At 69.4% G+C, this 17,004-nt stretch carries 18 protein-coding genes; 10 read left to right on the top strand and 8 right to left on the bottom strand.

Annotation, left to right across the window (positions count from 1 at the left end; genetic code table 11):
- Window positions 1–264 precede the first annotated feature (264 nt).
- Window positions 265–1,251 (top strand): tripartite tricarboxylate transporter substrate-binding protein, encoded by a 987-nt coding sequence (locus tag AC07ZS_RS27880; RefSeq protein WP_494801696.1) that lies wholly within the window; start codon window positions 265–267, stop codon window positions 1,249–1,251.
- Between the two features lie 83 nt (window positions 1,252–1,334).
- Window positions 1,335–2,351, top strand: coding sequence for a Bug family tripartite tricarboxylate transporter substrate binding protein (locus AC07ZS_RS27875; RefSeq protein ID WP_494801695.1), 1,017 nt, complete (start codon window positions 1,335–1,337; stop codon window positions 2,349–2,351).
- A gap of 142 nt (window positions 2,352–2,493) precedes the next feature.
- Here AC07ZS_RS27875 and AC07ZS_RS27870 read toward each other — a convergent pair whose 3' ends face one another.
- Window positions 2,494–2,817, bottom strand: coding sequence for a DUF1840 domain-containing protein (locus AC07ZS_RS27870; RefSeq protein ID WP_494801694.1), 324 nt, complete (start codon window positions 2,815–2,817; stop codon window positions 2,494–2,496).
- Window positions 2,818–2,999: 182 nt separating this feature from the next.
- Here AC07ZS_RS27870 and AC07ZS_RS27865 point away from each other — a divergent pair, with 182 nt between their 5' ends.
- Genes AC07ZS_RS27865 through AC07ZS_RS27840 form a run of 6 tightly spaced genes read left to right on the top strand, consistent with a single transcriptional unit; the run spans window position 3,000 to window position 9,962 of the window.
- Window positions 3,000–5,360: a bifunctional salicylyl-CoA 5-hydroxylase/oxidoreductase gene (locus AC07ZS_RS27865; protein ID WP_494801693.1), complete on the top strand. Its 2,361-nt coding sequence runs from the start codon at window positions 3,000–3,002 to the stop codon at window positions 5,358–5,360.
- On the top strand, window positions 5,357–5,854 hold the full coding sequence (locus AC07ZS_RS27860) for a MarR family winged helix-turn-helix transcriptional regulator (RefSeq protein WP_494801692.1): 498 nt from the start codon (window positions 5,357–5,359) through the stop codon (window positions 5,852–5,854). The genes AC07ZS_RS27865 and AC07ZS_RS27860 overlap by 4 nt, the downstream gene beginning before the upstream one ends.
- Window positions 5,851–6,708, top strand: a complete 858-nt coding sequence (locus AC07ZS_RS27855) for an enoyl-CoA hydratase family protein (protein WP_494801691.1) — start codon at window positions 5,851–5,853, stop codon at window positions 6,706–6,708. The genes AC07ZS_RS27860 and AC07ZS_RS27855 overlap by 4 nt, the downstream gene beginning before the upstream one ends.
- Before the next feature lies 1 nt (window position 6,709).
- Window positions 6,710–7,906 (top strand): acyl-CoA dehydrogenase family protein, encoded by a 1,197-nt coding sequence (locus AC07ZS_RS27850; RefSeq protein WP_494801690.1) that lies wholly within the window; start codon window positions 6,710–6,712, stop codon window positions 7,904–7,906.
- Window positions 7,903–9,570, top strand: coding sequence for a benzoate-CoA ligase family protein (locus tag AC07ZS_RS27845; RefSeq protein ID WP_494801689.1), 1,668 nt, complete (start codon window positions 7,903–7,905; stop codon window positions 9,568–9,570). The genes AC07ZS_RS27850 and AC07ZS_RS27845 overlap by 4 nt, the downstream gene beginning before the upstream one ends.
- On the top strand, window positions 9,567–9,962 hold the full coding sequence (locus AC07ZS_RS27840; RefSeq protein ID WP_494801688.1) for a RidA family protein: 396 nt from the start codon (window positions 9,567–9,569) through the stop codon (window positions 9,960–9,962). The genes AC07ZS_RS27845 and AC07ZS_RS27840 overlap by 4 nt, the downstream gene beginning before the upstream one ends.
- A gap of 7 nt (window positions 9,963–9,969) precedes the next feature.
- Here the strand turns inward: AC07ZS_RS27840 and AC07ZS_RS27835 are convergent, their stop codons facing one another.
- On the bottom strand, window positions 9,970–10,194 hold the full coding sequence (locus AC07ZS_RS27835; protein ID WP_494801687.1) for a hypothetical protein: 225 nt from the start codon (window positions 10,192–10,194) through the stop codon (window positions 9,970–9,972).
- Between the two features lie 102 nt (window positions 10,195–10,296).
- Here AC07ZS_RS27835 and AC07ZS_RS27830 point away from each other — a divergent pair, with 102 nt between their 5' ends.
- A complete protein-coding gene (locus tag AC07ZS_RS27830; RefSeq protein WP_494801686.1) occupies window positions 10,297–10,902 on the top strand; it encodes a hypothetical protein in 606 nt (201 codons plus the stop codon).
- A gap of 19 nt (window positions 10,903–10,921) precedes the next feature.
- Here AC07ZS_RS27830 and AC07ZS_RS27825 read toward each other — a convergent pair whose 3' ends face one another.
- The 4 genes from AC07ZS_RS27825 to AC07ZS_RS27810 all read right to left on the bottom strand — a co-directional run bounded on the left by AC07ZS_RS27825 (window position 10,922) and on the right by AC07ZS_RS27810 (window position 14,718).
- The gene (locus AC07ZS_RS27825) at window positions 10,922–11,170 is read right to left on the bottom strand and encodes a PsiF family protein (protein ID WP_494801685.1); all 249 of its coding nucleotides are present in this window, start codon (window positions 11,168–11,170) and stop codon (window positions 10,922–10,924) included.
- Window positions 11,171–11,259: 89 nt separating this feature from the next.
- A complete protein-coding gene (locus tag AC07ZS_RS27820) occupies window positions 11,260–12,864 on the bottom strand; it encodes a VWA domain-containing protein (RefSeq protein WP_494801684.1) in 1,605 nt (534 codons plus the stop codon).
- Between the two features lie 10 nt (window positions 12,865–12,874).
- Entirely contained in the window at window positions 12,875–13,675 is an 801-nt protein-coding gene (locus tag AC07ZS_RS27815; protein WP_494801683.1) for a CbbQ/NirQ/NorQ/GpvN family protein, read from the bottom strand.
- 2 nt (window positions 13,676–13,677) lie between these two features.
- The gene (locus AC07ZS_RS27810; protein WP_494801682.1) at window positions 13,678–14,718 is read right to left on the bottom strand and encodes an aliphatic amidase; all 1,041 of its coding nucleotides are present in this window, start codon (window positions 14,716–14,718) and stop codon (window positions 13,678–13,680) included.
- Between the two features lie 115 nt (window positions 14,719–14,833).
- Between AC07ZS_RS27810 and AC07ZS_RS27805 the strand changes: the two genes are divergently transcribed.
- The gene (locus AC07ZS_RS27805; RefSeq protein ID WP_494801681.1) at window positions 14,834–15,301 is read left to right on the top strand and encodes a hypothetical protein; all 468 of its coding nucleotides are present in this window, start codon (window positions 14,834–14,836) and stop codon (window positions 15,299–15,301) included.
- 3 nt (window positions 15,302–15,304) lie between these two features.
- Here the strand turns inward: AC07ZS_RS27805 and AC07ZS_RS27800 are convergent, their stop codons facing one another.
- Complete coding sequence (locus tag AC07ZS_RS27800; protein ID WP_494801680.1) at window positions 15,305–15,646, bottom strand: FmdB family zinc ribbon protein; 342 nt, start codon at window positions 15,644–15,646, stop codon at window positions 15,305–15,307.
- 113 nt (window positions 15,647–15,759) lie between these two features.
- On the bottom strand, window positions 15,760–16,986 hold the full coding sequence (gene fmdA, locus AC07ZS_RS27795) for a formamidase (RefSeq protein WP_494801679.1): 1,227 nt from the start codon (window positions 16,984–16,986) through the stop codon (window positions 15,760–15,762).
- Between the last annotated feature and the right edge of the window lie 18 nt (window positions 16,987–17,004).

Here is a 17,004-nt window from a genome sequence, read left to right as displayed (position 1 = left end):
CGAGGCCGCCGTGCGCGAGGTCACCAAGCTGCGCGCCCAGGTCGAGCTGGTTCCCCCCGGCTCCCTGCCCAACGACGGCAAGGTGATCGAGGACGCGCGCAGCTACCAGTAAGCGGGAAAGTCCCGGAACTGACGCCAAACTGACGCCAAAAGTCCACCAACCAGGGTTTTCCCCGGCCCGAAGCTAAGTAATTTCCGCGATACGGACAACGGATGGCGGGGCTACGATCGCCCGGTAATCAACCTCTTCTCAAGGAGCATCGTATGAAGAAGATCCTCGCCCTGGCGGTCCTCGCTGCAAGCATGTCGTCAGGCGCCTTCGCGCAGGGCTTCCCCAACAAGCCCATCTCCTTCGTGGTGCCCTTCGCTGCCGGCGGCCCGACCGACCTGGTGGCGCGCCGCCTCGCCGAAGCCATGCGCAAGCCCCTGGGTGGCGCCAACATCGTGGTGGAAAACGCGGCCGGCGCTGGCGGCACCATCGGCGCCACCAAGGTGGCCCGCGCCGCCCCGGACGGCTACACCCTGCTGGTCTGGCACATCGGCATGGCCGCCACCACCAGCCTGTACCGCAAGCAGACCTTCAAGCCGCTCGAAGACTTCGAGTACCTGGGCGCGATCAACGACGTGCCCATGACCCTGCTGGGCAGCAACAAGCTCAACGCCAACACCTACCGCGACTTCGAGGCCTACATCCGCGCCAACGGCGGCAAGCTCAACCTGGCCCATGCCGGTCTGGGTTCCGCGTCGCACATCTGCGGCCTGATGTGGCAATCGGCCATGAAGCTCGACAAGTCCCTGACCACCATCCCCTATGGCGGCACCGCACCGGCCATGAACGACCTCATCGGCGGCAACGTCGATGTGATGTGCGACCAGACCACCAACACCACCTCGCAGATCGAAGCCGGCCGCGTGAAGGCCTTCGCCGTCACCACCGCCAAGCGCCTGGACAACCACAAGCTGCTCAAGGACTACCCGACGCTGCAGGAAATGGGTCTCAAGGACTTCAACCTGACCATCTGGCACGGTCTGTACGCGCCCAAGGGCACGCCGCCCGACGTCGCCAAGAAACTCAACGAAGCCCTGCAGGTGGCCCTGAAGGACCCGGCCTTCATCAAGAGCCAGATCGACCTGGGCGCCATCGTGGTGACCGACAACCGCGTCACGCAAGCCGGCCACAAGGCCTTCGTGGCGAGCGAAATCACCAAGCTCAAGACCGCCATCGACGGCGCCGGCCAGTACGCCGACTGATCTCGTGCCGCACGCCCGAAAGGGCGGCTCCATGCAAGCCGCCCTCGGGCGGCTTTTCTTTTTGCCACCCAAGGAGACATCGCATGGACAGCCCACCGTTTTCCGCCTCGCGCCGCCGCCAGCTGCGGGCCCTGGCCGCCACCACCGCCGCCCTGGGCCTGCCAGGCCTCGGGTGGGCACAGGCCGGGTGGCCGAACAAGCCGGTGCGCATCGTCGTGCCGTTCGCGCCGGGCGGCACCACCGACATCCTGGCCCGCGTGCTGGCCCCCGAACTCAGCAAGGCGCTGGGCCAGTCCTTCGTGGTCGAGAACCGCGCCGGGGCCGGCGGCAACATCGGCGCCGAGGTGGTGGCCAAGTCGCCGGGCGACGGTTACACCTTGCTCATGGGCACAGTCGGCACGCACGGCATCAACAAGGCGCTCTACGACAAGCTGCCCTACGACCCGCAAAAGGACTTCGCGCCGATCACCCTGGTGGCCGGTGTGCCCAATGTGATGGTGATGGGCACCAAGCGCGCGCAGGCGCTGGGCATCACCAGCGTGGCCGATTTCGTGCGCTACGCCAAAGCCAACCCGGGCCGGCTGAACATGGCGTCCAGCGGCAACGGCACCTCCATCCACCTGGCGGGCGAGCTGTTCAAGTCGCGCAACGGCATCTTCATGACGCACATTCCCTACCGCGGTTCCGGGCCGGCGCTGGCCGACCTGCTGGCGGGCTCGGTCGACGTGATGTTCGACAACCTGCCTTCGGCCATGGCGCACATCCAGGCCGGCAACCTCAAGGCGTTCGCGGTGACCAGCGCGGTGCGCTCAGCGGCCCTGCCCGACGTGCCCACCGTCGCCGAGGCCGGCAAGCTGCCCGGATTCGAGGCCAGTTCGTGGTTCGGCCTGCTGGCCCCGGCGGGCACACCGCCCGAGGTGGTGAGCCGGCTGCAGCAGGAAACCACCAAGGCCCTGAACCTGCCGGCGGTGAAAGAGCGCCTGCTCGCCCAGGGCGCCATTCCGGGCGGCAACACCCCGGCCGAATTCGCGCGCCTCATCGACGCGGAAACCACCAAGTGGGCCGGCGTGGTCAAGGCGTCAGGGGCACGGGTGGACTGAAGACACCCGCAGCGAAAGAAGTGCCCGCTCCAGAGGCATCCAGGGTCCGGCTCCGCCGGCCCGAGATGCCGTCCCCCTCGAAGCGCCGAAGGCGCGCCACAGAGGGGGGAAGCCGCGCAGCGGCGCAGGGGGGAGTTCCCCCTCACACCCCCCAGACGATCTCCACGTTCGCCTTCTCGCACCGCTCCAGCATCTCGATGAACGGTGCGGCGCGCATGCGAAGGCTCACGGGATCGTGCGGCAGTTCCTCGTGATCGCCCTTCTCTTCCGGTGGGTGCTTCTGTCGGGCCGCATCGTCCGCCGCCACCGCTGCGCGGATCTTCTGCACCGCCGCATCCATTTCGCTGGGCTGGATGATGCCCGGACCCGACAAGCGCTTGCCCAGGATCTCGAGCATGCGTTGGCCATGCTGCTGCAGCATGACGAGGTCGCCCGTTTCGCGGGACTTGAATCGATACACAGACATGAGTGCCTCCGGGGGTGGTGAGGTAAGGCCATTCTTGCACCGACACGCCCTGGAAAACCAGAGGATTTGTAGGAAGAACGTCCCGTGGGATGTAGGACGCATGGCCCGGGCGTCGCCGCAGCCGAATGGGCTACGGGTTTACCCGATTGGAGTTGTATATTTTAAACCTAAACTAATTAGGTATGAAAACACCCGTTCCAGCGCTGCGGCGCATCCTGTGCATCGGTGGGGGGCCGGCGGGCCTGTATTTCGCCCTGCTGATGAAGCGGCGCGATCCCTCGCTCACCGTCACGGTGGTCGAGCGCAACCGGCCGTTCGACACCTTCGGCTGGGGCGTGGTGCTGTCGGACCAGACGCTGGGCAACCTGCGCGAGGCCGACCCCGAGTCGGCCGCCCTGATCGGCGAGGCCTTCAACCACTGGGACGACATCGAGGTCTTCTTCAAGGGCGGCCGGGTGCGCTCGGGCGGCCACGGCTTCTGCGGCATCGGCCGCAAGAAGCTGCTCAACATCCTGCAGGAGCGCTGCCTGGCGCTGGGCGTGAACCTGGTGTTCGAGACCGATGTGACCGACGACCAGGCGCTCGCCGCACAGTACGAGGCCGACCTGGTGATCGCCAGCGACGGCCTCAACAGCCGCATCCGCACGCGCTACGCCGACACCTTCCAGCCCGATATCGACACCCGGCAATGCCGCTTCGTCTGGCTCGGCACCCAAAAGACCTTCGACGCCTTCACCTTCGCCTTCGTGCAGACCGAGCACGGCTGGTTCCAGGCGCACGCCTACAAGTTCGACGGCGAGACCTCCACCTTCATCGTGGAGACGCCCGAGGAAGTCTGGAAGGCGCACGGCATCGACCAGATGAGCCAGGAAGACGGCGTGGCCTTCTGCGAAAAACTCTTCGCACCCTACCTCGACGGCCACGCCCTCATCAGCAACGCCTCGCACCTGCGCGGCTCGGCGATCTGGATCCGCTTCCCGCGCGTGATCTGCCACACCTGGGTGCGCTGGCAAGACATCGCCGGCCGCAAGACCCCCATCGTGCTCATGGGCGACGCCGCGCACACCGCGCACTTCTCCATCGGCAGCGGCACCAAGCTCGCGCTCGAAGACGCGATCGATCTGGCCGACGAGTTCTCGCGCCACGCAAACGCCGATGTGGCCGAGGTGCTGCAAGGCTACGAGGCGCGTCGCAGCGTCGAGGTGCTCAAGATCCAGAACGCCGCGCGCAACTCCACCGAGTGGTTCGAGAACGTGGACCGCTACACCGGCATGGAAGTCGAGCAGTTCGCCTACTCGCTGCTCACGCGCAGCCAGCGCATCAGCCACGAGAACCTGCGCCTGCGCGACGCCAAGTGGCTCGAAGGCTACGAGGCCTGGCTTGAAAGCCAGGCGAAACCCGGCGTGCCGGTGAAGAAGCACCCAACGCCCCCCATGCTGCTGCCGCTGACGGTGCGCGGCCTCACGCTCAAGAACCGCATCGTGGTCTCGCCGATGGCGCAGTACAGCGCGGTCGACGGCGTGGTGGGCGACTACCACCTGGTCCACCTGGGCGCTCGCGCCATGGGCGGTGCCGCGCTGGTGATGGTCGAAATGACCAGCCCCACGCCCGAAGGCCGCATCACCCCCGGCTGCCCCGGCCTGTGGAACGACGCGCAGCAGGCCGGCCTGAAACGCATCGTCGATTTCGTGCACGGCAGCAGCAGCGCCAAGATCGGCCTGCAGCTCGGCCACAGCGGCGCCAAGGGCTCGACCCAGCTCGGCTGGGAGCAGATCGACGAGCCCCTGCCCAGCGGCAACTGGCCGCTGCTCTCGGCCAGCGCCGTGCCCTACGGCGAGCACAACCAGGTGCCGCGCGCCATGACGCGCGCCGACATGGACACCATGACCGCCGCCTTCGTCGCGGCCACCCAGCGCGCGGCCGCGGCCGGCTTCGACTGGCTCGAACTGCACGCGGCCCATGGCTACCTGCTGTCCAGCTTCATCACCCCGCTCACCAACCAGCGCACCGACGAATACGGCGGCTCGCTGGCCAACCGCTGCCGCTACCCGCTGGAGGTGTTTGCCGCCATGCGCGCCGTGTGGCCGGCCGACAAGCCCTTCAGCGTGCGCATCTCGGCGCACGACTGGGCACCGGGCGGCAACACGCCCGACGACGCGGTCGAGATCGCGCGCCTGTTCAAGGCCGCCGGCTGCGACCTGATCGACGTCTCCTCGGGCCAGACCACGCGCGCCGCCAAGCCGGTGTACGGCCGCATGTACCAGACGCCGTTCGCCGACCGCGTGCGCAACGAAGCCGGCATCCTCACCATGGCGGTGGGCGCGATCACCGAAGCCGACCACGCCAACAGCATCATCGCGGCCGGCCGCGCCGACCTCTGCGCCGTGGCGCGCCCGCACCTCGCCGACCCGGCCTGGACGCTGCACGAGGCCGCCAAACTGCAGACCCGCGCCATCGAATGGCCGCGCCCCTACGAGAGCGGGCGCGACCAGCTCTACCGCGAGATCGCCCGCCAGCAAGCCCTCAACACACCCACGCCATGAACCCAGCCATGCTCGACCTCGAAGCCCGCGCCCACAGCGAACACGCGCACGAACTGCGCCTGTGGCTGCGGCTGCTGACCTGCTCGCAACTGATCGAGAAGCGCGTGCGCGCCGGCCTGCGCGAGCAGTTTGACACCACGCTGCCGCGCTTCGACCTCATGGCCCAGCTCGAACGCCACCCGGACGGGCTGAAGATGAAGGAGCTCTCGCACCGGCTCATGGTCACGGGCGGCAACGTCACCGGCATCACCGACCAGCTCGTCAACGAAGGCCTGGTGGAGCGCATGGGCGTGGACGGCGACCGGCGCGCCTTCCGCGTGCGCCTCACGCCCCACGGCCGCGCCAGTTTCGCCGAGATGGCCCAGCAGCACGAGAGCTGGATCGTCGAGGCCTTCGAGGGCCTGAGCCCGCGCGACCTGGACAGCCTGCACAAGCTGCTCGGCAAGGTGAAACAGCACCAGCTCGAACTCAACCAACGCATCGACGAAGAATGAAACACCCCATCCCCGACCACAACCCGATGCGCAGCCAGTACGGCCCCAAGGCCACGCCGGCGCCGATGCATTTCGCGCTCAGCGTGACCGACGACGGCGTCGCCACCGTCACGCTCAACCGGCCCGAGCGCAAGAACCCGCTGACCTTCGACTCCTACGCCGAGCTGCGCGACTGGTTCCTGGGCCTGCAGAAGGCGACCGACATCCGCGCCGTGGTGCTGACCGGCGCGGGCGACAACTTCTGCTCGGGCGGTGACGTGCACGAGATCATCGGCCCGCTCACGAAGATGAGCATGCCCGAGCTGCTGGCCTTCACGCGCATGACCGGGGCGCTGGTGAGCGCCATGCGCGCCTGCCCGCAACCCATCGTGGCCGCCATCGACGGCGTGTGCGCCGGTGCCGGCGCGATGATGGCCCTGGCGTCCGACCTGCGCCTGGGCACGCCGCAGACGAACACCGCCTTCCTGTTCACCCGCGTCGGCCTCGCGGGCGCCGACATGGGCGCCTGCGCCCTGCTGCCGCGCATGATCGGCCAGGGCCGCGCCAGCGAGCTGCTGTTCACCGGCCGCGCCATGAGCGCCGCCGAAGGCCACGCCTGGGGCTTCTTCAACGCACTGCACGACAGCGCCGCGCTGCTGCCCGCCGCGCACAAGCTCGCCGCGCAGCTCGCGCAGGGCCCGACCTTCGCGCACGGCATGACCAAGACCATGCTGCACCAGGAATGGGCCATGACGCTGGACCAGGCGATCGAAGCCGAGGCCCAGGCCCAGGCCATCTGCATGCAGACGCAGGACTTCCGCCGCGCCTACGAGGCCTTCGCGGCCAAGCAGCGACCTGTTTTTGAAGGCGACTGACATGGTCGCCTTTGAACACCCGCACGACCTGCGCCCGCCGCAAGCGCAATGGGAACTGCCCTTCTTCGATGCCCATCACCGCGACATGGCACCGCGCCTGGCCGATTGGGCGTCCATGCAGGACATCGACGAAACCGACGACCGCGCCGCGTGCCGCGACTGGGTGGCGCGCCTGGGCCAGGACGGCTGGCTGCGCTACTGCGTGCCGGCGGCGCACGGCGGCGCGCTGCCCTCGCTCGATTCGCGCTCGCTGGTGATCCTGCGCGAGACCCTGGCCTTTCATTCACCCCTGGCCGACTTCGCCTTCGCCATGCAGGGCCTGGGCAGCGGCGCCCTCACGCTCGCCGGCACCCCGGCCCAGAAGGCCCGCTACCTGAACGCGGTCGCCACCGGCCAGAAGATCGCCGCCTTCGCGCTCAGCGAGCCCGAGGCCGGCTCCGACGTGGCCGCCATGGCCACGCGCGCCGAGCAAACCGCGGGCGGCTGGACGCTGCAGGGCAGCAAGACCTGGATCAGCAACGGCGACCTGGCCGACTTCTACGTCGTCTTCGCCAAGACCGACCCCGACGCCGGCGCGCGCGGCATCAGCGCCTTCATCGTCGATGCAAAGCAGCCCGGCCTGGACAGCAGCGAACACATCCACGTGATGGCGCCGCACCCGCTGGCCACGCTGCGCTTCGACGGCTGCGCCATCGGCCCCGATGCCCTGGTCGGCACCTTGCACGGCGGCTTCAAGCTCGCCATGCAGACGCTGGACATCTTCCGCGCCTCGGTCGCCGCCGCCGCCCTGGGCATGGCGCGGCGCGCGTTCGCCGAAGCGGTGGCGCACGCGAAGCAACGCAAGATGTTCGGCCAGACCCTGGCCGACTTCCAGCTCACCCAGGCCCGGCTTGGTGAGATGAGCGCGCTGATCGACGCCGCCGCCCTGCTCACCTACCGCGCCGCCTGGCAACGCGACTGCAGCGCCACGCAAGGCGCGGGCACGCCGGCCTACACCACGGCCGCGGCCACCGCCAAGCTCACCGCCACCGAAAACGCGCAGCGCGTGATCGACATGGCGCTGCAGATGTTCGGCGGGCGCGGCGTGCAGGTGGGCCAGAAGGTGGAGAGCCTGTACCGCGACATCCGCTCGCTGCGCATCTACGAAGGTGCGAGCGAGGTTCAGCTGTTGATCCTTGGCAAAGCCGCATTGAGATGAACAAGATCGCCATCCCGTCCGCTCAGCCCGACCACTTCGTGCACGACCACCTGCCGCCGCCCGGGCAGTGGCCGGAGCTGCGCTTCGACCGGCCCGAGCTGCTGCTGCCCGCGCAGGTCAACGCGGTGCAGGCGCTGTTCCAGCGCGCCGTCGAGGCGGGACACGGCGACCGCCCGCTGTTCCGCAGCGACGAGCGCACCCTGACCTACGCCCAGGCACAGATCGAGGTGAACCGCATCGCCAACGCGCTCACGGTCGAGCTGGGCCTGGTGCCCGGCAACCGCGTGCTGCTGCGTGGCGGCAACTCGGTGGCCATGGCGCTGGCCTGGCTGGGCACGGTGCAGGCCGGCCTGATCGCGGTGGCCACCATGCCGCTGCTGCGCGCGAAGGAGCTCGGCGCCATCCTCACCAAGGCCCAGCCCTCGGTGGCGCTGTGCGACGTGAAACTGCAGGACGAGCTCAAGGCGGCGCTCGCCGCCGACCCCGCCATGGCGGGCATGAAGCTGCTGACCTTCAACACGGCCGAAGGGGAAGCGCCGCACGCGCTCGAAGCCCTGGCGCGGCGCCAGTGCGAGCACGGCACGCCCTGCCCCACCGCCGCCACCGACATCGCGCTGCTGGCCTTCACCTCGGGCACCACCGGCACGCCCAAGGCCGCGGTGCACACCCACCGCGACGTGCTCGCCGCCTGCGAGACCTGGCCGCGCCACGTGCTGCGCGCCACGCCCGACGACATCGTCATGGGTTCGCCGCCGCTGGCTTTCACCTTCGGCCTGGGCGGCCTGCTGGTCTTCCCCATGTGGGCCGGCGCCTCGGTGTACTTCCCGTCCATCCCCTACACGCCCGAGGCCATGGTGCAGCTGATCGGGCGCGTCGGCGCCACCATCTGCTACACCGCGCCCACCTTCTACCGCCAGATGGCGGCGTTCGCGCGCCAGCACGGCATCGGCCGGTTGCGCATCAGCGTGAGCGCCGGCGAGGGCCTGCCCGACGCCACGCGCCAGCTCTGGAAGGAAGCCACCGGGCTGGAGATGCTCGACGGCATCGGCGCCACCGAGATGTTCCACATCTTCATCTCCTCGCCGCCCGAGGCGGTGCGCCGCGGCGCGATCGGGCGGGTGGTGCCAGGCTACGAAGCGCGCGTGGTGGACGACGAGGGCCGCCCCCTGCCCGTGGGCGAGGTCGGCAAGCTCGCCGTGATCGGCCCGACCGGCTGCAAGTACCTCGACGAGCCGCGCCAGACGCAGTACGTCCGGGACGGCTGGAACTTCCCCGGCGACGCCTTCCGCCAGGACGCCGACGGCTACTTCTTCTACCAGGCCCGCACCGACGACATGATCATCACCGCCGGTTACAACGTGGCCGGCCCCGAGGTGGAAGCCGCGCTGCTGCAGCACCCGGCCGTGGCCGAGTGCGGCGTGGTCGGCAAGGCCGACGAGGAGCGCGGCCAGATCGTGCTGGCCTATGTGGTGCTCAAGCCCGGCGAGGCCGCCGACGCTGCGCAGGTCAAGGCCTTGCAGGAGCACGTGAAACAGAACATGGCGCCTTACAAATACCCGCGCGAGGTGGTCTTCGTGAGCCAGCTCCCGCGCACCGAAACCGGCAAGCTGCAGCGCTTCGCGCTGCGCCAGCAAGCCCAACAACATCGAGAGTCCACCCCATGATGAAGCACCTGCAACCGCCCGGCTGGGCCGCCCCCAAGGGCTACGCCAACGGCATCGCCGCGCGCGGCACCCACGTTTTCGTCGGCGGCCAGATCGGCTGGAACGCCGCCCAGGTGTTCGAGAGCGACGACTTCATCGCCCAGACGCGCCAGACCTTGCTCAACGTGCGCGACGTGCTCGCCTGCGCCGAGGCCGGCCCGCAGCACATGGTGCGCATGACCTGGTACGTGATCGACCGGGTGGAATACAACGCGCGCCTGCGCGAGCTCGGTGAGGTCTACCGCGAGGTGATGGGCCGCAACTTCCCGGCCATGACCTGCGTGGAAGTCAGCGCGCTCATGGAAGCGCGCGCCAAGGTGGAGATCGAAGTGACGGCGGTGGTGCCCGACTAGGGCCTGTTCACCAGAGCGCGGAGTCGCGCATGTCGTCGAGCTTGCGGCGCTGGCGCTGCAGGCGCGCCTGCACGATCACCGCCACCACCACGCCCAGCATGCCACCGAGCAACACCGTCTCGGCGATGGAGAGTGCGCGCCCGAGCCAGGCCGACGCGATCCAGGCGATGCCCGTCAGGCAGGCGGCCCACCCGACGGCGGCGGCAATGATCAGCGGAAGGTGATGGGGCATGGGTGGCAAAGGCGTGGCGTCACGGGGAAGTCATTCTCGCATCCCCGCCGCCGTTTGGGCATCCTACACTGGCGTCCTTTCCCTCCGCCCGAAATTCCCTCCATGGACATCCTGATCCTGGTGTTCGCCGTTCTCGCCGGCCTCGCCTTCCTCAACTCGCAAGAACAGAAAAAGCGCATCGCGCTGCTGAGTCAGCACCTGGGCCAGTACCAGATCGAAGCCATGATGGAAAAACTCACCCAGGGCTACCTGCGCGCGCTGGGAGAAACCGACGACTTTCGCCGCGAACGGATCTGGGAGCTGCTGGTGGCGGCCGAATTCAGCATCGTCAGCCAGTTCAACCGCTTCACGCAGGATTTCGCCAAGGTCGATGCGGCCGCCGCGCGCGTGAGCACGCTGCCCATCGCCCTGCCCTGGGCGGAACGCTGGTGGCCCGGCGCCAGCTTCGACCTGCGCGAGGCCTTCCGCATCCACGCCAAAGGCATCGCCGACGCCGCCGCCAACCACGCGAACCAGTCACCGCGCGACAAGGCCTTCACCCTGACGGCCGAACTGTTCCTGATGCAACACACCTGCCACTGGTTCTGCCGCTCGCGCGGCATCGCCTCGGCGCGCCTGCTGCGGCGCCACCAGACCCGGCACGACCAGGTGCTGGCGGCGGTGGCCCCGCCCACGCGGCGGGCTTACGCGGAACTCACCGGCCTCTGACGCCGGCCGGCGGCACGGCTCAGCCCACGGCGTCCCGGTTGCACTTCTTGTTGAAGCTGGTCTTCGCGGCACCCGCCAGCTTCTTCTCGGCCGCCGCCATGTCGCAGCTGGCCGCCGCGTCCTTCGTGCATTTCTTCAGGAACGAGGTCTTGGCCGCACCGGCCAGCTTCTTCTCGGCGGCCGCCGCGTTGCAGCTCGGCCCCTCGGCAAAGGAAGCGATGGGCATCAGGGCGGCAACGGCGAACGAGCACAGGACAACGAGGCGCATGGACATCTCCAGGGGACGAAAGCCCCATTGAAGGCGCTGGCCGCGTTGCTGTCAAGAATACCCCCTGGGGGTAAACCACCCAACAAACCCTAGGTCGGCAACCTGGCGAGCGCGCGGCAGATCGCCCCCGGCCATGCCGACGGCTCGCGCACCCCGATCCCGTGGCCTCGACCCAGCGCCGCGTCGAGCGCGTCCGCCGGGCCCGAGCCGAACACCAGGGCACGCACCGCCACCCCCAACGCCTGGGCCTCCCGGGCCGCGCGCCGCAGATCGGCCGGCAGGTAGGCGGGGTCGTGCACGTCCACGTCGTGCAGTTCACCGTCGGTCAGCAGCACGATCACGCGCCGGTGCACCGGGTGCCGGCGCGCATCGCCGGCCGACAGCCACAGCCCATGGCGCAGCGCGGCGCCCATGCGGGTGGAGCCTTCACCGCGCAGCGCGGGCGCAGCTGGCGCCGCCCGGTCGTCCCAGGCCTTGAGGCAGGGCATCTGCACCCGGTGCCGGCCCTGGCTGGAGAACGCCCACAGGGCGCTGCGATGGCCCAGGCGCTGCAAGGCCAGTGCGGTGGCCGTGGCGGCCTGCTGCATGTCCACCAGGGCCAGGCCGCGGGCGGTGGAGGCCGAGGCGTCCAGCAGCATCAGCACCGCCAGCGGCGGCAGAGGCCGGCCCTGTCGAAGGTGCACGCGCGCATCGGGCGTGCGCCCGGCGCGCAGGTCCGCCCAGGCATCGACCAGCGCCGCCGCGTGCAGGTGCTCACCGCTGGCCGAACGCCCGCCCAGGCTCTCCAGCCGGCCCGGCACGCGGGCCAGCCGCAGCACGAGGCGGCGCGCCGGGGCCTGCGCATCGGGCAGCCAGGGCCGGCCCTCCCATGCCGGCGCGGGCGCCTGCACGCTGCACCAGTCGGGCCGGTAGCGGCCGATGCGGTGGTCCCACTCGGCGTGCACCGCCACCGTCGGTTCGCGCGCGGCCTGCGGCGTGTCGCCCCCCACCGGCGCGCCGTCCGCGCCCGCCGGCCCGGTCGCCTGCGCCAGCACCGCGTCGGACGGCGGCAGCGTGTCGTCGGGCAACCAGAGGTGGCTGTTGTCGTCGCGGTAGGCGGCGTGCACCGCGTAGGTGCGCGGATTGAACGGCAGGCGCATCTGGCCGATGTCGTGGCCCAGCACCGAGGCGGCGCGCCGCACGTCTTCGGCCGTGCGCAGGGCCGGGGTGCGTCCGTCGGCCTCGAAGAACTGCGCCTTCACCCGAGCGACCCACGGGTGCGGGTCCGTGTGCGCGAGATCGAGCAGGGCGGCCGAGAGGCGCGCGAGCAGGTCGTCGAAGCCGCTGCCGCGCGCGGCCGCCGCGCCGGCGTGATGCGGCCACCACACGGCGCGCAGGCCGGGCAGCTCCTGCAGCGCGAGCCCCTCCACGCGCGCGTCTTCCAGCGCGCCGAGCAAGGCCTGTTGCACCGGCTTGAGCCCACGGCGGCTTTGCGGCGGACCACCGAAACGCATGTGCGCTGCTGCATGCGCGGCCACCGCGAGCGCGAAATCGGGCGTGGTGACGCCGCGTGGCGGCAGGTGCAGCACGCACCCGGTGGCGTCATCGCCCGTGAGCACGGCGCGGGCCGCCGCACCCGGGGGTTGCAGCTGCGTGTCGACCCGCAGCGGCTGGCCCCACAGTGCGTGGCTCACGCGGGCGATCAGGCCGTCCACAGGGCGAGGCTCAGAAGCTCGCGCGCACCAGCGCGTGCAAGGCGGCGAGCAGCTCCGCGTCGTCGCTCAGCGGGTCGGCAATGGCCTGCAGCGCCGCCGCCGCCGGTGGCAGGCCGGCGCGCACCAGCAGGGCCGCGTGCACCAGCATGCGCGTGGACGCGCCCTCCTCCAGGCCCTGGTCCTGCAGGCGGCGCGTGCGCGCGGCGAGTTGCACCAGCTGCCGCGCCATCGCACCGTCCACCCCGCCCTCGTGCGCCACGATGGCGGCCTCGGCGGCGGGCTCGGGGTAGTCGAACGCCAGCGCCACGAAACGCTGGCGCGTGGACGGTTTCAGGCCCTTGTGCAGGCCCTGGTAACCCGGGTTGTAGCTGACCACGAGCTGGAAGTCGGGGTGGGCGGGCAGCAGCTCGCCATGGCGCTCCAGCGGCAGCGCGCGGCGCGTGTCGGCCAGCGGGTGCAGCAGCACCGTGGTGTCGGAACGCGCTTCCAGCAGTTCGTCGAGGTAACACAGCGCGCCGTGCCGCGCGGCCAGCGCGAGCGGCCCGTCCATCCAGCGCGTGCCTTGCGCGTCGAGCAGCCAGCGCCCGGCCAGGTCGCCCGCCGTCAGGTCTTCGTGGCAGGCCACGGTCACCAGCGGCAGCTTCAGGCGCCAGGCCATGTGCTCGACGAAGCGCGTCTTGCCGCAACCCGTGGGCCCCTTGAGCAGCACCGGCAGGCGCGCCGCGCGCGCGGCCTCGAAGGCCGCGATCTCCTGCCCCACCGGCTGGTAGAAGGGCTCCTGCGCGAGGCGCCAGTCCGCCAACGGGTCCACGGTCAGCGGTGGCCTGCGGTGGACGGGTTCGGGATGCCCTCGATCGGGCACTCCTCGGTGCCCACCATGGGCCGCGTGATGGCCTCCACCGCCTTCTGCGTGCCCTCGGGGTCGTTGACCCAGTTGGCATAGAAGCCGTAGGGGCAGGCGGCGGCGCCCTTGTCGCCCTCGCGCGAGTTGATCATGCCGGTGTAGCCGCGGTGCAGGAGCTTGAACAGGTGGTTCTCGCTCTGCGCGTTCTTGCGGAAGTCGCGGATCAGGCTGGTGGAGAGCGCGGCGTACTGCACGCCGTATTCCTCCTCGCCGCATTCGCCCAGCGTGCGGCCGTCGAAGCCGATCAGGGCGCTGTGGCCGAAGTAGCTGTACACGCCGTCCCAGCCGGCCGCGTTGGCCACGGCCACGTAGCTGTTGTTGGCCCAGGCCATGGCCTTGGCCATGAGCACCTGCTGGTCCTTCGCGGGGTACATGTAGCCCTGGCAGCGCACGATGAGCTCGGCGCCCTTCATCGCGCAGTCGCGCCAGATCTCGGGGTAGTTGCCGTCGTCGCAGATGATGAGGCTGATCTTCAGGCCCTTGGGCCCTTCGCTCACGTAGGTGCAGTCGCCCGGGTACCAGCCCTCGATGGGCACCCAGGGCATGATCTTGCGGTACTTCTGCACGATCTCGCCCCGGTCGTTCATCAGGATGAGCGTGTTGTACGGTGCCTTGTACGGGTGTTCCTCGTGCTGCTCGCCGGTGAGCGAGAACACGCCCCACACCCTGGCCTTGCGGCAGGCCTCGGCGAAGATCTCGGTCTCAGCGCCCGGCACGGTGGCCGCCGTGTCGTACATCTCCTTGGCGTCGTACATGATGCCGTGCGTGCTGTACTCGGGAAAGATCACCAGGTCCATGCCGGGCAGGCCGGACTTCATGCCGACGATCATGTCGGCGATCTTGCGCGCGTTGTCCAGCACCTCGGCCTTGGTGTGCAGCCGGGGCATCTTGTAGTTCACCACGGCCACGCCGACCGTGTCCTTGCTGCTGGAAATGTCGCCGTGCATCATGGCCATACCACCTTGCTGAGGGAATGTTGAATGGGTTGGCGGCCATTGTGGAAGGCGCATCGGCCTCGGTGTATACGTCAATTGACGTAGCTGGATGCCGAACCAGAATCAAGCCATGCGCCCCACCGCACACGCCATCGCACTGGCGGCCATCGCGACCTCGCTGGCCCACGCGGGCTCGACGCTGGACGGCCATCCGGCGCTCACCCAGTACCTCAAGAACGACGCGCCCTTCGTCGTCTTCGGTGTGACACCCCCCCAGCTGGACACGGCATCCAGCGGCCTCACGCTGACCTTCATCGCCACCGAGCCGCTGTCGCAGGTCAGCGTGTTTCCCTTCGTGCGGCGCCTGCCTGACAAACCATCCGGCTTGCGAGATCAGGTGAGCTGCGGGCCGCGCGACATGGGCTCGTGGAACTGCCGCATCCCCGTGGCCGCGTTGCTGCGGGAACTGCGCGACCACGACGGTGAGCTGGGCTTGCGCATCGAGGCACATGGCGATGTGCGCGAACGCAACCAGCACAGCACCGTGGTGATCACGGTACCGGTGCGGCGCCTGCCGCCCGTGGTGACCAGCCGCTGACGGTCAGTGGCTGATCATCCAAGGGCGCTTGCTCGGGAAGGCCTTGGCGCCGTTGGGAGCCGTCACCGTCGCCTTGCTGCGCCCACTGCCGCAACAGCCGCAGCCCGCCGGGTGCTTGAGCCGCTGGTAGTCGCGCGACATCTTCGGCTCGTGGCGCGCGCGCTCGTTGATGCCGATGGCGGTTCGCGTGCCGCCGTCCATGAGCGCCAGGCGCGGCGCGCTCACGAACACGCGCGGCGAGGCGGTGCCGCAGTCCGGGCAGCAGGCGGGTTCGTTGCGCTCGCTCAGGGAGCGGAACGCATCGAAGCCGCCGCAGGACGGGCAGTCGTAGTCGTAGGTTGGCATAACAGCTCCAGGGTTGACGTGCCTTCTCCAGCACACACCACGGAACCGGCTTTGCCGGGCCGTTGGTGTGGCCCCCTTGAGGGGGTGACGCGAAGCGGCGCGGGGGTGTCGTCTTACAGGTCCGGTGAGAGCGGCATCACCACCGAGCCGTCGAGGTGCTTGATCGGGCCGCTCGCGTTGGGGTTGATGTCGAAGTCGAAGATCTGCGTGGGCAGCCACAGCGTGGCGCAGGCGTTGGGCACGTCCACCACGCCGCTGATGTGGCCCTGCACCGGCGCCGTGCCCAGGATGGAGTAGGCCTGCGCGCCCGAGTAGCCGAACTTCTTCAGGTACTCGATGGCGTTCAGGCAGGCCTGGCGGTAGGCCACGTTCACGTCCAGGTAGTACTGCTTGCCGCTCTCGTCCACGCTGATGCCCTCGAAGATCACGTAGTCGTTGTAGGTGGGCGTGATCGGGCTGGGCTTGAAGATCGGGTTCTTGATGCCGTACTTGGCCATGCCGTCCTTGATGATGGACACCTTCATGTGCACCCAGCCAGCCATCTCGATGGCGCCGCAGAAGGTGATCTCGCCGTCGCCCTGGCTGAAGTGCAGGTCGCCCACCGAGAGGCCCGCGCCTTCCACGTAGACCGGGAAGAACACCTTGGAGCCGCGCGAGAGGTCCTTGATGTCGCAGTTGCCGCCGTGTTCGCGCGGCGGCACGGTGCGCGCACCGGTGGCGGCGGCCTTGGCCTTGGCCTCGCCGGTGAGCTTGCCCATGTGGGCGGTGCCCGCGAACGGCGGGTTGGCCAGGCCGCTGGTGGCCGGGTCGGAATCGATCAGCGCCTGCTCGCGCGTGTTCCAGGTCTCCAGCATCTTGGGGTCGGGCAGGCAACCGATCAGCCCCGGGTGGATCAGGCCGGCGTACTTCACGCCCGGCACGTGGCGCGAGGTGGTGAACATGCCGTGGAAATCCCAGATGGATTTCTGCGCCTGCGGGAAATGCTCGGTGAGGAAGCCGCCGCCGTTCTTCTTGCTGAAGAAGCCGTTGAAGCCCCACAGGCTGTCGTCCTTGGCGCCGATGTCGAGCAGCTCGACCACCAGCAGGTCGCCCGGCTGGGCACCCTTCACGCCCACCGGGCCGCTGAGGTAGTGCACCGTGGTGAGGTCGATGTCGCGCACGTCGTCGGCGCTGTCGTTGTTCTGGATGAAGCCGCCGGTCCAGTCGTAGGTCTCCAGCACGAAGTCGTCACCGGGGTTGACCCAGCATGCCATCGGGATGTCCGGGTGCCAGCGGTTGTGCACCATTTCGTTGGACGGTGCGGGGGCGTTCAGATCGACTTTGATGAGGGTCTCGGGCATGGCTTGGCTCCTTGGGTG

Source organism: Hydrogenophaga sp. GW456-12-10-14-TSB4, assembly GCF_059424305.1.
The sequence above is the reverse complement of the archived record's forward strand: the minus strand, read 5'-3'. Positions and strand labels throughout refer to the sequence as shown.